The organism is Aquamicrobium sp. NLF2-7 (assembly GCF_022359935.1).
GTDB classification, from domain to species: Bacteria; Pseudomonadota; Alphaproteobacteria; order Rhizobiales; family Rhizobiaceae; genus Mesorhizobium; species Mesorhizobium lusatiense.
Genome location: NZ_JAKSED010000011.1, coordinates 73,346 through 86,905 on the forward strand (window position 1 = coordinate 73,346; position 13,560 = coordinate 86,905).

13 protein-coding genes and 2 pseudogenes are annotated in these 13,560 nt (G+C 59.0%); 11 read left to right on the plus strand and 4 right to left on the minus strand.

Translation table 11 applies throughout. The annotated features are described in order from the left end of the window. The first annotated feature begins 19 nt into the window (after positions 1-19). The 7 genes from MIC97_RS24925 to MIC97_RS24955 all read left to right on the plus strand — a co-directional run bounded on the left by MIC97_RS24925 (position 20) and on the right by MIC97_RS24955 (position 5,779). Positions 20-904, plus strand: coding sequence for a hypothetical protein (locus tag MIC97_RS24925; protein ID WP_239802559.1), 885 nt, complete (start codon positions 20-22; stop codon positions 902-904). Then, complete coding sequence (locus tag MIC97_RS24930) at positions 904-1,227, plus strand: hypothetical protein (RefSeq protein WP_239802560.1); 324 nt, start codon at positions 904-906, stop codon at positions 1,225-1,227. Before MIC97_RS24925 ends, MIC97_RS24930 begins: the two co-directional genes overlap by 1 nt. Positions 1,228-1,699: 472 nt before the next feature. Further along, on the plus strand, positions 1,700-2,287 hold the full coding sequence (locus MIC97_RS24935; RefSeq protein ID WP_239802561.1) for a hypothetical protein: 588 nt from the start codon (positions 1,700-1,702) through the stop codon (positions 2,285-2,287). A gap of 335 nt (positions 2,288-2,622) precedes the next feature. Then, positions 2,623-3,549 carry a zincin-like metallopeptidase domain-containing protein gene (locus MIC97_RS24940; RefSeq protein WP_239802504.1) on the plus strand — a complete coding sequence of 309 codons (927 nt, stop codon included), beginning with the start codon at positions 2,623-2,625 and terminating at the stop codon, positions 3,547-3,549. Continuing rightward, complete coding sequence (locus MIC97_RS24945; RefSeq protein WP_239802562.1) at positions 3,549-4,490, plus strand: hypothetical protein; 942 nt, start codon at positions 3,549-3,551, stop codon at positions 4,488-4,490. Before MIC97_RS24940 ends, MIC97_RS24945 begins: the two co-directional genes overlap by 1 nt. A gap of 639 nt (positions 4,491-5,129) precedes the next feature. Further along, a complete protein-coding gene (locus MIC97_RS24950; RefSeq protein WP_239802505.1) occupies positions 5,130-5,375 on the plus strand; it encodes a type II toxin-antitoxin system VapB family antitoxin in 246 nt (81 codons plus the stop codon). After that, positions 5,375-5,779, plus strand: coding sequence for a type II toxin-antitoxin system VapC family toxin (locus tag MIC97_RS24955; RefSeq protein WP_239802506.1), 405 nt, complete (start codon positions 5,375-5,377; stop codon positions 5,777-5,779). The genes MIC97_RS24950 and MIC97_RS24955 overlap by 1 nt, the downstream gene beginning before the upstream one ends. A 397-nt stretch (positions 5,780-6,176) precedes the next feature. Here the strand turns inward: MIC97_RS24955 and MIC97_RS24960 are convergent, their stop codons facing one another. The 4 genes from MIC97_RS24960 to MIC97_RS24975 are packed head-to-tail and all read right to left on the minus strand — an operon-like array spanning position 6,177 to position 8,039. After that, positions 6,177-6,515, minus strand: a complete 339-nt coding sequence (locus tag MIC97_RS24960; protein WP_094538765.1) for a type IV secretion system protein VirB3 — start codon at positions 6,513-6,515, stop codon at positions 6,177-6,179. Further along, complete coding sequence (locus tag MIC97_RS24965) at positions 6,512-6,817, minus strand: TrbC/VirB2 family protein (RefSeq protein WP_094538764.1); 306 nt, start codon at positions 6,815-6,817, stop codon at positions 6,512-6,514. The genes MIC97_RS24960 and MIC97_RS24965 overlap by 4 nt, the downstream gene beginning before the upstream one ends. Positions 6,818-6,824: 7 nt before the next feature. Further along, the gene (locus tag MIC97_RS24970; protein ID WP_239802507.1) at positions 6,825-7,499 is read right to left on the minus strand and encodes a lytic transglycosylase domain-containing protein; all 675 of its coding nucleotides are present in this window, start codon (positions 7,497-7,499) and stop codon (positions 6,825-6,827) included. Positions 7,500-7,502: 3 nt separating this feature from the next. Continuing rightward, positions 7,503-8,039: a hypothetical protein gene (locus MIC97_RS24975; RefSeq protein WP_239802508.1), complete on the minus strand. Its 537-nt coding sequence runs from the start codon at positions 8,037-8,039 to the stop codon at positions 7,503-7,505. Positions 8,040-8,128: 89 nt separating this feature from the next. Between MIC97_RS24975 and MIC97_RS24980 the strand changes: the two genes are divergently transcribed. The 4 genes and pseudogenes from MIC97_RS24980 to repC all read left to right on the plus strand — a co-directional run bounded on the left by MIC97_RS24980 (position 8,129) and on the right by repC (position 13,261). Next, a complete protein-coding gene (locus MIC97_RS24980) occupies positions 8,129-8,482 on the plus strand; it encodes a MarR family transcriptional regulator (protein WP_094538761.1) in 354 nt (117 codons plus the stop codon). 1,020 nt (positions 8,483-9,502) lie between these two features. After that, positions 9,503-10,718, plus strand: a pseudogene (repA, locus tag MIC97_RS24985) (plasmid partitioning protein RepA). Then, positions 10,715-11,761, plus strand: coding sequence for a plasmid partitioning protein RepB (gene repB, locus MIC97_RS24990; protein ID WP_239802510.1), 1,047 nt, complete (start codon positions 10,715-10,717; stop codon positions 11,759-11,761). The pseudogene repA and the gene repB overlap by 4 nt, the downstream one beginning before the upstream one ends. A 190-nt stretch (positions 11,762-11,951) precedes the next feature. Further along, positions 11,952-13,261 (plus strand): annotated as a pseudogene (repC, locus tag MIC97_RS24995) (plasmid replication protein RepC). Positions 13,262-13,560 lie beyond the last annotated feature (299 nt).

Here is a 13,560-nt window from a genome sequence, read left to right on the forward strand (position 1 = left end):
TGGAAGGGAGGGTAGCGGCATGAATGCGCGCAACCCCGAGCATGATCTCATCCAAACTCACGGATTTTTGGGGGTTTCCTTTGGTCGAAGCGCCGATGGCATGCCCGTTGCCCTCGTCGGTGAACATGCGTTCGCCATGGCTCCCGCCCGCGACGGCCGGCATTATCTTGTCACCGGTTGGCGCATTCGCCGGCCCATGGCGGAATGGAAGCGCGACGATTTCTATGGTGATGGCGGCGAACTCGCCGACGAGATTGCCTTCCGGGCAAGGGTTCTGGAGAATGCCGAGCACCAACGCGAGAAGGTCGCTCTTTGCCGGCGCGAGGAACGCTCCCGTGCGAGTACGCCCTGGGGTCAGTCGCAAGGTGCGACCGTTTATGCCGACGGTGTTGTCTTCCACTCGACAGCCGGCCATGGTGGATTTCTCCTTTCGGCCGATCGCAACGGCAAGGTCCATCACTCGATCCGGGCCGTTGGCGCCGCTTATGAAGAGGATGAGGCGTGGGCGATCATCGCGTTCAGCTTCCCGCATTTGTTTACCAGCTTCGAGCGTCGTGCCGCCGAGAAGACCATGAAGGACAGCTTCCCGGACGCTTGGGAAGCGATCACAAACAGCGTGCTTGCACCCGGTGAATCCCGGAAGAAGGATGAGCGTGCTTTCTTCGCGAAGCACCACGATGACTGGATCGTGGTGTCGGCGATCGTCTGCGATCACCAACCCGGCTTCACCGAGGTCGTCGCTGTTCCCGGTGGCAGGCGTGGACCAGGCGCCGAGGAACGTCGCTTTCTCGTCCCTCTGGATGAATATCGCGTCGGTCGTTTTGGCTTCGTGATCGATCCGGAGCGTCACGCTGCCTATGGCGGGCCGTCAAGCTTTGTCGGTTGGCAGGGGAGACCTGCGTGATGACCGGGCCAGATCGCCGGGCGCAGCTCTTTCGCATGGAAGAAGCTCATCGGCAGACCCAGCGGCAACTGGACATGATCGACCGGCAGATCAGACGGCGCATGACAGCGCTGATACCGCGATTGCACCCGCGCCAGAGCACCTATCGGTGCGGAAAGCCGCCTGATCCCGGCACGTTTCTCGAACGGTATCGTGCAAACCTGGCCGCCGTCACCGCCGAGCATCAGCCGGATATCGACGCTCTGTCGCGCAAGCTCGCATGGCAGGAAAGCGCTATCAGGGCGTTGAGGGCCCAGCTTCAATCGCAGGATCTGTGTGCGTGAAGCGTGCTGGCGTCCGCGCGTCAGCCAATCTTCGATCTGTAGCGGTCGTGACGGTCGTTTCCATGGCGACCCGAACAGGTCGGGGAATGTAACTGCGGAGCGGCGGGGACGAACACATTGGATGGGGGCGCGGATTGACCGGGCGCTTATCGCTCTCGCATGCCGGTGGCGATGACTATCCCTCGGCCGGTCTTCCCGGCGGGTTTGCTGCGGTCTGAACCAGCGGCCGGTCCCTTCAAGGCCGCTATCGCGCCGCGGAGCGGCCGGAACCCGCCGATCTCGGCAAGGCCGGCCCGCGTCCCGCGCGGGGCCAGGGAAGGCCTGCCCCCGCTTGTCCGCAAGCCGACCTCGCTCGCCTGGCACGCTCCGGACCCTGAAGCGCCCAGCTTGCGCCGGTTCCTTTTGACCGCACCCGCAGGGAAGACCGGCCGAGGGCCGATCACCTGGAGGCATCGCTAGAAAGGTAAGCTTCATGTCCAGTTCAACCCGCTCCACCAACTCCAAGGCCCGCGTCGTCGCCCTCCGCAAGGGCACGACCCTCGAAATGGTCCGGCTCTGCTGCCCGGATGGCAACCAGGCCTCCCTCATCTCCGAAAGCTTCGGCCTCCCTGTCCTCGACAGCGACGGCATCCGCGAGTTCCACCAGCGCAGCCTGATTGAAGGCGCCGACACCCTCTCCGAGGGGCTTTCCGACAAGGCTATGCAAATCCACCTGCAGCGGATCGTCGGCTCCTATGTCGGCTCCGCCTACGGAGCTGGCCAGTTCTACTCGAAGGCCGTAACCGAGGCGAAAGATGCCACGGCTAAGCTCGCCAACGACATCCGCGATGAGGACCTCGACGGTCCGGTCGGTTTCGACAGCAACGCGCAGCGCAAGCGTGAGTTCGCTGCCGACATGGGTCTTCAGTCGCACGCCCTGCGCATGGCGGCCGAGGGTGCCATTGCTGCCTACGAGCACATCGTCGGCGAAAGCTGGAAGCCCTACGAGCGCCAGGTCGAGAACCCCGGCCAGAACGTCAGCCGGCATGCTGCCGATCTCCAGATGGCGGCACTTGGCTGATCGCCAACGGGCGGAGCTTCGGCTCCGCCCGATTTCCTACCCAATCAGGCTGGTGTCCTTGTGGACGCCGGCCTCTTCGCATGTCTTCATGATCCAAACCTAACACCAGGAATAGACATTGTGGCCCGCGCCAGTCGCGGCCGTCACGAATGTTGGTCCTGCTCCGGTCCTCGTCCCGCGAAACGGCTGCGCCGTCCTTCACTGCGTTTCGGCCCATCCTGCGACATCTCTCTTCTTTCCGATTGCTCATCTGCGGGTTCGCGGACCTGCGGTCCTGCGCGTGCGGACCTCGTGACGGCCGCGACTGGCGCGGCCTCGAATGGAGGTTTTGGAAAATGAGCAGGAAAGAAAACAAACCCCGCGTCGATATCTACGCGAAAATCACCGACCGCATCGTCGCGGATCTGGAGAAGGGCGTTCGTCCTTGGGTACAGCCTTGGAACGCCGGGGATACTGCGGGTCGCATCACACGGCCGCTGCGCCATAATGGTCTGCCCTACCAGGGCATCAATACGCTGCTTCTCTGGTCGGAGAGTGTGGCGCAGGGCTATGTCTCGCCTACCTGGATGACGTTCAAGCAGAGCGTTGAGCTGGGTGGACATGTCCGCAAGGGCGAGACAGGCTCGATGGTGGTTTACGCCAGCCGCTTCACGCGCACCGAAACCGATGCGCGCGGGGAGGAGGTCGAGCGCGGCATTCCCTTCCTTAAGGCCTACACCGTGTTCTGCGCCGATCAGATCGAGGACCTGCCGGCGCAGTATTATGGCAATCCCGCGCCTGCGCACGATCCGGTGGAGCGGGTCGAGCACGCAGATGCCTTCTTTGCCAATACCGGAGCGGTGATCCGGCACGGTGGCGACAAGGCCTTCTTCAATCCGGCGCTCGATATCGTGCAAATGCCGCCGTTCGAGAGCTTTCGCGATGCGCCGAGTTACTATGCAACCTTGGGACATGAGCTAACCCATTGGGTCGGCTCGGAAAAGCGGCTTGATCGCAACCTCTCCCGCTATCACAAGGATCGCTCCTTCAGGGCGCACGAGGAGCTCGTGGCTGATTTGGGCGGCTGCTTTTTGGCGGCCGACCTTGGCATCGTTCCCGAATTGGAGCCAAGGCCCGATCATGCGAGCTACCTGGCGAGTTGGCTTGAAATTCTCAAGAACGAGAAGCGGTTCATCTTCGCCGCGGCTGCCCATGCCCAGCGCGCCGTCAACTACATGCACGAACTCCAGCCGGGCGCGGCACAGGTCGCGGAGGCAGCATGATGTTGCACGCTCCGAACACCATGGGGGAGGGCACCGAGCCTTCCCCGCTTCGCCTGCGCGCGCTTTCGCTCGGCGCCGGCGTGCAATCGACCACCCTCGCCCTGATGGCGGCCCATGGCGAGATCGGGCCAATGCCCGATTGCGCTATTTTTGCAGACACCGGCTGGGAACCGCGGGCCGTCTACGATCATCTCGCATGGCTGATGTCTCCCAATGTTCTCCCGTTCCCGGTCCATATCGTCTCGGCCGGGAATATTCGTGAGCAGCTGATCGCGGCCGGGCAAGGCAACCGCTGGGCCTCGATACCCGCCTTCGCCAAGACCGTGACGCCGGCGGGTGCGGATGTTCCTGTCTTCGACGAGAACGACGAAGGCGAGCTGATCGAAGTCGCCACCCGCCGGACGACGAGTGAGACGGTCTCGATTGGCATGATCCGGCGTCAATGCACGACTGACTATAAAATTGTCCCGATCCGTCGGAAAGTGCGTGAGCTCGCGGACTTGACGCGCAAACGCTCTCCTTCCTTTCCAGTGGTGGAATGCTGGATAGGCATCTCGACGGACGAGATTGTTCGCGCGAAGCCGAGCTTCGAAGCGTGGCAGATCAAGCGTTTTCCGCTGATCGAAAAACGCATGAGCCGACGAGACTGCCTCGCCTGGTTGCGCCGCTACGATTATCCCGATGCGCCAAAGAGCTCATGTATCGGCTGCCCGTTTCACAGCAACGCCATGTGGCGATCGATGCGCGAACGCGACGCGGCGGCCTGGGAGGATGCCGTCGAGGTCGATCGGTCCCTTCGGACCGGACTGCGGAGTATCCGTGGCGAGGTTTACCTGCATCGATCATGCGTTCCGCTCGAGGACGTCGATCTCTCGACGGCCACCGACCGCGGCCAACTCGATCTCTGGCCGAACGAGTGCGAGGGCATGTGCGGTGTATGACCCCGGATCCACGCCTATAACATTCGAGCCTATCGCGCGCTACGAGCTCAACGCTCATCTCATTTTGTGGGGACACAGGATGGGCGAAATCCGCCACCCGACGTAAGGCTGGTCCCACGGCTTGCGCCATGAAGGCCAGCTGCTCGCCGTTGTCTCGGCCGACACACTCATGCGTGAGCGCGTTGGCGGCCTTACGCGGCACGATGCGATCGAGCTCGCCCGCCTCTGCGCCGCCAAGCCCGACCTATGCGGTGTCGGGCTCCGTCTTTGGCGATCCTTCGTCTTTCCGGCGATCACTGCTGCCCGTGGTTGCCAGTGGGCCGTCAGTTATCAGGATTCGGTCCTGCACAGCGGTAATCTCAACCGCTTCGACGGCTGGGTCACGATCGGTCAATCGAGAAGTGGGACCGATTCACGATCCGGGCGGCGGGGACGAAGCAAGGTGATATGGGGCCGGTCCGATGATCCTGAAATGCGACGCACCAGGTCCATCGACCGCTCGCCGCCCTAGGAGCGCGGAGAAGCGTTGTTCTCGCGCTAGACGCCGGAGACGAGCCAGCTCCCTTCCAGATCAGGGACCTTGCGAATGTAGACTAGGGCATCTACATTCTCTGGAAGAATTATCTACATGGAGGCTCCATGCCGATCAATGTCAACAATCCGGAGGCGGACGCACTCACGCGCAGGTTCGCCCATATGGCCGGTGTGAGCATCACCGACGCGATCGTCATCGCCATGAAGGAGGCGATCGAGCGCCGCCGTGTTGCCGAAAGCCCGCTTCAGACCGCGGCGCGTCTTCGTGAGAAGCATGGGGTGGCGCTGCGCAAGGCGGCGAAGAAGCCGCTTCCGCGCGAGGCCTTCGACGAGATGTGGGAATCGAAATAATGTTCGTCGACGCGTGCGCGATCATTGCCGTGATGTCCGACGAGCCGGAAGCAAAGCGCGTCTCCGATGCGCTCGCGTCCGGGAAGGGTGCATTTACCTCTCCGGTCGCCGTACTGGAGGCGGTCCTTGGTCTTGCGCGCCCCGACAAGTTCGCTCTCGCCGTATCCGAGGTTGAGCCGATCGTGGTCGAGTTTCTTGACGAGCGCGGCATCGAAATTAGGGATCTGCCGCCCGCGTCCGAAACCACAAAGCTGGCGCTCTCCGCCGCACAACGGTATCGCTCCGGGCGCCATGGTCTCAACCTCGGCGATTGCCTGCATTACGCATGCGCGAAATATTTCGCGGTGCCAATTCTTGCCACGGCCGACGAGTTCCGGCAGACCGATCTCACCGCGGTCCCCTGAAGCGAGACGTTTTCCGTTTCGATCCGGGTCACCCGTTCCCGTCCGGTCGATCGTCGTGTCAACGATAGGACACCAAGGCCTGCCGCTGGGTGTCCCCCGCCTGCACGAACGTCTCTCTCTCGGACGCTGATCCCGTGTGAAACGAGAGCTGGATGCGCGGTTGCCGGCCGCCTTCCTGCTATCGTGCGCCAGAGACGCAGCTTGATTTCAGCGCGTGGTCAGCCTGGCTGGGCGTGTAGCGAAGTCAGCGCCCGGACCTTCCGCAGGATCCCCGGGTTCATGGCGGTTGATCACCATCATTGCACGCGAATCGAGCGCGATGATCCTTTCATCGACGTGGCGAGTGTAAGGAATGAAGGTCTCCGGTTCGAGCTCCCGGCTCTTGACGATCGCGATGCTAGGCAAAGCCGATATCCCTTTCGTCATAGCGCCGGACGAGCTTCATCGGAGTAAGGCTAGCTCCACCCCAAACCCCGGTATTGCGCGCCCTCCCCCGGGTCTCCATCCAACCAAGCAGCACGCGGAACATGTTGTGATCGTGCTTGACGACCGCCTTGAAGATAAAATGAAATACGACGCCCACGAGGGCATAGGCGACTGAACCGGCGACGATGAAGAGGATCGTCGTAAAAATCATGTTGATCCCCATCGCCTCCATCGTAACGCCCCCGATCATTGCCGGCCTCGTGCAGGCCAGGAACAACGTATCTTCCTCGAGGGCATTCTTCTCGCTCATGAACCTCCTCCTGAGATCATGTTGACGATCTCGGTCGCGCCAAAGATGATTCCGATGCCGAGAACGACAAACGCCGCCTTGCGCAGGTCGAGGTAGCCGAACATCCACGCGATGCCGACGATGATCACAGCAATAATTGCTAGCAGGCGCGCTACGTTGCCGGTCAGCATATTGACGATATTCTGCAGGACGCTTTCGATGCCACCTGCCTGGGCGAAACTCGGCTCGATCAAGGCTAGCGAAAACACCGTTGCCATTGTCACGATTGCCGCGGCCGACCTGATACGCGCCGTTAGGGTCATGTGCTCATCACTCCTTTTGCTCGTTGGAAAAAACGAGGACGGAGGATTGCCGCCCCGCATTGAAGACATCCCACCTCGGCGCAGGGATCTGAGACCCTGGCTGAACCTTCTCTGGCGAGCTGCCGCCAGTTGTTGAAGCTGACGAGCCCCCTGCCCCTTCGCGCGTGGGCAACGCTTGCACCTGTCCCTCGACAATCTCGATGGTCGCGAGTTGACTGGACAGCCGCTTTCGCTCCGCCAATACTCTTTTGTCGTAACCCACCATTTCGCCGGCAGAGGGGTCGCCACTGCCAAAATAACTTCGCAGCATGACGGCTTCAGCCTGTGTCTTTGTTGCGCCATCCTGGAAAGCGACTTGGTAGTAGCCGTCAAGCAGCGCTGCGCTGGCCTTGATGTTGAGGCAGAAGTCGAAGGCGTCGCTGACGGACAGACCCAGCCTACCCAGATTTCCAGAATTGATCCCGCCGAGTCCCAAGTCGATATCGTGACCCTCGGCGATCAAGGCAGTCGCTGTCTCTATCGCCTCAGCTCTGGTTTTAGGCTGCTCGACGAGCGGACGGTCTGTGTTGATTCGAATGGCGAAGGGGTGGAAGCCGCTCTCGACGCTTATGACCGCGGCTATTGTTTCCGTGGCGATTTGCGGAGCGCATTGCTGGGCGAGATCAAGGAAGGCTACCGGCATGGGCTAGAACCAGACTCGTTGCTGGCCTGCGCCGTCGATCGTCAGGTCGATGTAGCGGGGTTGTTCGCGGACATGCGGGCGCGCCGTCACATAAGCTTTGCAAACGCGCTTGCCGTCCGAAAAATCCCATCGACCGGCCCCAACAGCGCCGGAATGGCGACCGCTGCCATTGTTGCTGCACTGATCGGCACTAACTGTCTGTAGCTCGGTGGAAACGCATCCCATTTGGCCAACGCCGCGATCATCTTGGCGCGTGACGAGACGGAAGCCGGCATCGCAATAGTACGGCTCATACCGTGGCTTCGTTGCCGTGAAACCGACGCCGCTGCAGATAGGGAAAGACCGTCCTTTCGCTAAGTGCGACCACAGCCGTTCGATCGGGGGGCGGCACTCGGCGTACTGTGTTGCGCCGCCTGGATTAGAAAGACAAAGGAGAACTTGGCAACCCCAGTCATCCGCTCGCGCAATGGGGGACGAAAACGTGTACAATGAAACACCAATCGCAATAGCGGAAAGTGCCCGAATGACTGCATTCTTCATGCTCAGACCCTCGTTTGCCTTCCGACCGGCTATTCGCCTGCGAGGCTTTACCACCTTGTCATACTGCACGATAACGAATAGATAAGAAGATGCCAAGCCCTTTGAACCAACGCTGGCACAACACGGTTTTTGCGACCCTGGCTACGCACGAGATCATGTCAAAGCCCTTGCCGGACGAGACGCCTAATTCGCGTCTTCGCCAGCTCGGGATGATGAATCTTTTGTACACGCTGCAAAAAGCGGATACCGCGCTGACTATCACCAATGTCACCGAAGTGACTGGAATGACAAGGAAAGCGGCCCAGGAAGCGATTGATCCACTAGTCGTCCGAGGCCTCTTAAAGGAATCCTGGGGGAGGACGTCCATAGGTCGTGGCAAGGCGCGGCAGTATGAGATCGCGCCGGAAATCTTCGAAAAACTGCAGGGCGTGTACGGCGCCTGACCGATCCAATCCGGTAGATCGATCGTACGAAAACTCTTTCATTACATGGTAAAAACGCACAGTATTGCTCACGCTTAATGGCGCAAGCATACTTCGCACGGCGACTCAGTGACCTTTGGCGGGCTTACTGATTCGTTTTGCGTAGATAAACCTGTGTGATGGAGAGGCTATACGGCAAAAACGGAACGGCCCCGGAAGTTGGCGCTTCCGAGGCTGGTTCAACGAAGTTCGGATTTCGTGATCGGGCTCTTTGGCGAGAACCCCAACTGGTACATGTTGGATAATCGCAAACCCGAAAATTTCTGTCAAGGCGATACGCCACTTCGGCGAACGATCCTGCATGCCGTTTCGGGAGAAGACCGGGATGAGCAGTACAGATGAAGTAAAGCCAAACACCGTCGTGAAGTTGGTGGCTGGTGCGCGTCGGATTACGCTGGAGGGCTGGCCATGTGGCGCAGTGGCAACTGCGTGGCTCACTTCTCGCACATTGGTCAGGAAGGTCGAGTGCCGGCCGACGCGTGTTCTTCAAGGAGGTGGGTATCGTGCTCAGTGCTACGTTGATGGGACGGACATAGCAGCAGCTGGGCTGGAGGAGGGGATGTTTGTCCTGGCAGTGCCGGCGCAGGAGCATCCTCCGCCCGGCTATCGTGAGATTGAGGCCAGGGCAAAGGCTGCAGGCGCCGGCATTTGGTCGAGTGTTTTCAAGATGCCGTCCGAATGGCGGCGTACACACGGCACATATAATCCTCTTGCACCTCAGCGATGATGATCGATGCCTTGACGCAAGGACCGAGCGAAACACGAGATGTCAGCGAGTTGCTAATACAGCGCATTGCGGCGTCCGAGAAAGCCGGTTAGCCGCGGCTAACTGCAATCCTAGACGCCGCCAGGAGGGCATTAAGAACTCGTTAACCCTTATTTTGTTGCAGAACGGAGAGAATCGGGCATAGTCCTCTTACCTGCGGATTTTTTCGCAATCTCGTAAATATTCCGCAACTGCCGCAAGAATGGAAGAACCTTATGGAGACCACTGCTGAAGCGCCAAAATCAACTGACGTGACCGATGAACTCAAGACGCTCATTCAGCGTCATTCTGCAGCGCTGTCCTCCGAACTTCAGGCGCACCACGCAAGCACTTTTCCGCCACACGCAGAAAAAGGAATTCGCAATTTTTCGCCGGCCGAGACCGCAAAGCTTATTGGTATCACAGAGGGTATCTCCGGCAGGTAGCGAGCGAAATGCCGGACGTTGGTAACGTCTCTGCGGGGGGGCGCCGTACATACTCAGTCGATGCGATCAATGAGATTCGAAAAACACTGGATAGTGGGACGCGGGGAAATAAGCGGTACTTGCCATGGCGCTCCGGCTCTGAGCAACTCCAAGTTATCACCGTGATGAACTTCAAGGGGGGTCCGGAAAGACAACGACGACAGCCCACCTCGCTCAGTACCTTGCTCTTCGTGGCTACCGCGTCCTCGCTATCGACCTCGACCCGCAAGCCAGCCTTTCTGCGCTGTTTGGACATCAACCCGAACTCGATGTTGGCCCAAACGAAACGCTTTACGGAGCGATCCGGTACGACGGTGAAAAGCGCCCGATCGCTGAGATCGTGAGAGCAACCTACATTCCAGATCTCCATCTGGTGCCGGGCAACCTCGAGCTGATGGAATTTGAGCACGATACGCCAAAGGCCCTAATGACTCGCGCCCCAGGGGACACTCTGTTCTTTGCACGCATCGGGCAGGCGCTTTCACAAGTCCAAAAGCTTTACGATGTCGTGGTGATCGATTGCCCACCGCAGCTGGGATTTTTGACGATGTCAGCGCTGACTGCTGCGACGTCGGTTCTGATAACCATTCATCCCCAGATGCTGGACGTGATGTCAATGGGACAGTTCCTGGCTATGACAGGCGATCTCCTTGAAGAAATCAGCAGGGCAGGAGCATCGTCGCAATATCTATGGATGAAGTACTTGGTGACTCGCTTTGAACCGAGCGATGGTCCGCAAAACCAGATGGTTGCCTTTTTGCGTTCGATTTTTGGCGACCACGTCCTCAATCATCCGATGCTCAAAAGCACGGCGATTTCGGACGCAGGTCTTACCAACCAAACTATTTTCGAGGTTGAGAGAAGTCAGTTCACACGGTCAACCTACGACAGAGCGTTGGAGTCGGTAGAGAGTGTAAATGCTGAGATTGAGACCCTGATCAAGAAAGCATGGGGTAGAGCGGCATGAGTCGGAAGCAGATCTTTGGTAACCTGTCGCATAAGCCGGCGGATCAAAGTCGCGAGACAGAGACTGCCGCTTCGCCAGAAGAGCAAGGGCAGCGCCGGCCGTCACGGCTGCGTCCCCTTATTGGTTCACCTGATCTGACCGATCCCATCGATTCCACGCCGGTTGGTGCCCTAGGTCAGTCCCTCGGTGAACTCAGCGAGCGTTCGAAGCGAGCGGATGAAATTGAAAAGAAGCTCCTCTCGGGGCAGATAATCGTCGAACTCGATACGGCCGATGTAGAACCTTCGTTTATCCCAGACCGAATGGTGTCCGACGATGAAGCCTTTCGTGGCTTTGTGGACTCAATCCGAAGCGAGGGACAACAAGTTCCGATTTTAGTTCGGCCCCATCCCGACGACAGTGCGAAATATCAAGTTGCATTTGGTCATCGCCGACTGCGCGCTGCGGTGGCGCTGGCGCGGCCGGTTAAGGCTGTCGTCAGGTCGATGTCCGACCAGGAACTGGTGATTGCGCAGGGGCAGGAGAACAACGAGCGACAAGACCTCTCCTACATCGAGAAAGTTCGCTTCGCCCAGCGGCTTGAAAAGCAGTTTCCGCGTGATGTGATTATGTCGGCCTTGGCAATCTATAAGAGTGATCTTTCCAATATGCTGGCTGTGGCGGCGAAGATACCCGGGGAGTTGGTCGATGCCATCGGCCCTGCGCATGGTGTCGGTCGCCGAAACTGGATCGCATTGGCAGACACGCTGGCATCAGACAAACAGCAAGTGAAGCACGCGTTGAGCGTCGCCAATCGTCCCGAATTCGAGCTCCTCAAGTCGAAAGAGCGCTTCGAGACCGTCGCTAAAGCTCTCAAGGACGGCACGCTTTCTTCGAAGGATGAGGTGCCTGTCACTCACCAAGGCAACGAAGTTGGTAAAATTTCTCAAACAAGGCAGAAGGTGACGCTCAGCGTCGATCGCAAGGTCTCGCCAGAGTTTGCCGAATTCGTCTTGAACGAGGTCCCCCGGCTCTACGCGGAGCACCGCAAGAGCATCGGATAGGCACGAACTAAAGAAGAAGCAGGAGATCGAAACGAAGCAAAAGAAAAAGGCCCCCAAACCGGCGTTCGGAAGCCCTTCTCCAAGTTAGCACCCAGAGAATCGCACTTCCACGAATCGCAGTCAAGAGTCCGCGACGGAAAACGTCGTTCCGGTGAGCTAATTTCTTTTGCCTAGCGATAGGTGAAAGACAATGCAGACGCATATCTCAACGACGCCCTTCGGGCGGCGAACGCTAACGCTCGGCCAGATTGCGAGCCAAGCGACCGCAAAGGCCATGCCTAAGGAGGCAACCGCTAACAAGTGGCAGGTCTTCCAGCACATTCGTGAAGCGCGGGAGCTGCTTGGAGCGACGGATCGCTCACTGGCGATCCTCAACGCGTTGTTGTCGTTCCACCGCGAGACTGAGCTGTCGGCCCAAGGGGAACTTATCGTTTGGCCGTCGAACGAACAGCTGATGGCGCGCGCCAATGGAATTTCACCGGCGACGCTTCGGCGCCATCTGGCCGTCTTAGTCGAATGCGGCTTGATCATTCGACGCGACAGTCCGAATGGCAAACGTTTTGCACGCAGAAGCAGGGCAGGGGATGTTGAACAGGCCTATGGCTTCGACCTTTCACCGATCATCGCGCGCGCCGACGAGCTCCGTGAACTCGCAGAGACCGTGCAAGCAGAGAAGAAGGCGTTCCGCATCGCCAGAGAGCGTCTGACGCTGCTGAGGCGCGATATCGTTAAAATGATTGATATGGGGATTGAAGAGGGCGTGCCAGGCAACTGGGGCAGAGTGCTTCAAACCTACAGGACAATCATCTCGGATCTGCCTCGCAGCGCGCCGAGACAAGCCATCGAGGGCATCTGCGAGCAACTGGCGGAACTTCATGCCGAGATACGTGGGGCATTGGAATCTTTCACAAAAACAGAAAATACGAACGCCAATGAGTCTCATTCTGAGCGCCACATACAGAATTCAAATCCCGAATCCATATTTGAATCTGAACCAAGCATTCGAGAAAAGAATGAAGCGGATGGCGGCGCTGCGGAAACCGACAACGTCCGAAGTCTGCCGAAACGAGATTTGCCGTTGAGTATCGTGCTGGATGCATGCCCCAACCTGCTGGGACTTGTTCAGTCGGGCGAAGTTCGTCACTGGCGGGACTTTCTAGCAGCCGCTGAACTCGGCCGGACGATGCTCGGCATCAGCCCAAGTGCTTGGCGGGATGCCCAAACGGTCATGGGTGAGATTCAGGCGGCAATCGCGGTGGCAGCGATCTATGAACGTACGGATCAGATCACTAGCGCAGGGGATATCTACGCAGCCTGACAGACAAGGCACGGGAAGGGAAATTCTCTACCTGGCCGATGGTGATGGCACTGCTGCGAGCCAAACTGGACGCAAGCAAACGAGCGCCAGTTGCCGAAGCAACAACTTCTGCATCATCTCCACGCCTTGAGGTGTCGGAGTCGCTCCTGAAGAGCTTGCACAAGCGAAATCCGACAACATGACCGATAGCCAAAAATCTTGGTTGGCGCATTGGGCAACTGTGGGCCTAGTAACGTCCCATGAGATAAGTGCTGCCGTGCGGTCAAAACCAAACGGTTTGAAACGCCGCAGGTTCAGCGCGGATACTGTCAACTATTTAATTCTGCGGCCCTTGCGGTCAGCACTGCGGTCATGCCGAGACTACGGGCTGCAGGGCGGGTTTTGCATAGTGCGGTTATTTGTGAGCGGTACGGAAAGCGAGAGTCTTCGCAGGTCTGTATGGCATAATACTGTGGGTTTTTCACGCGAGCGGATGGGCGAA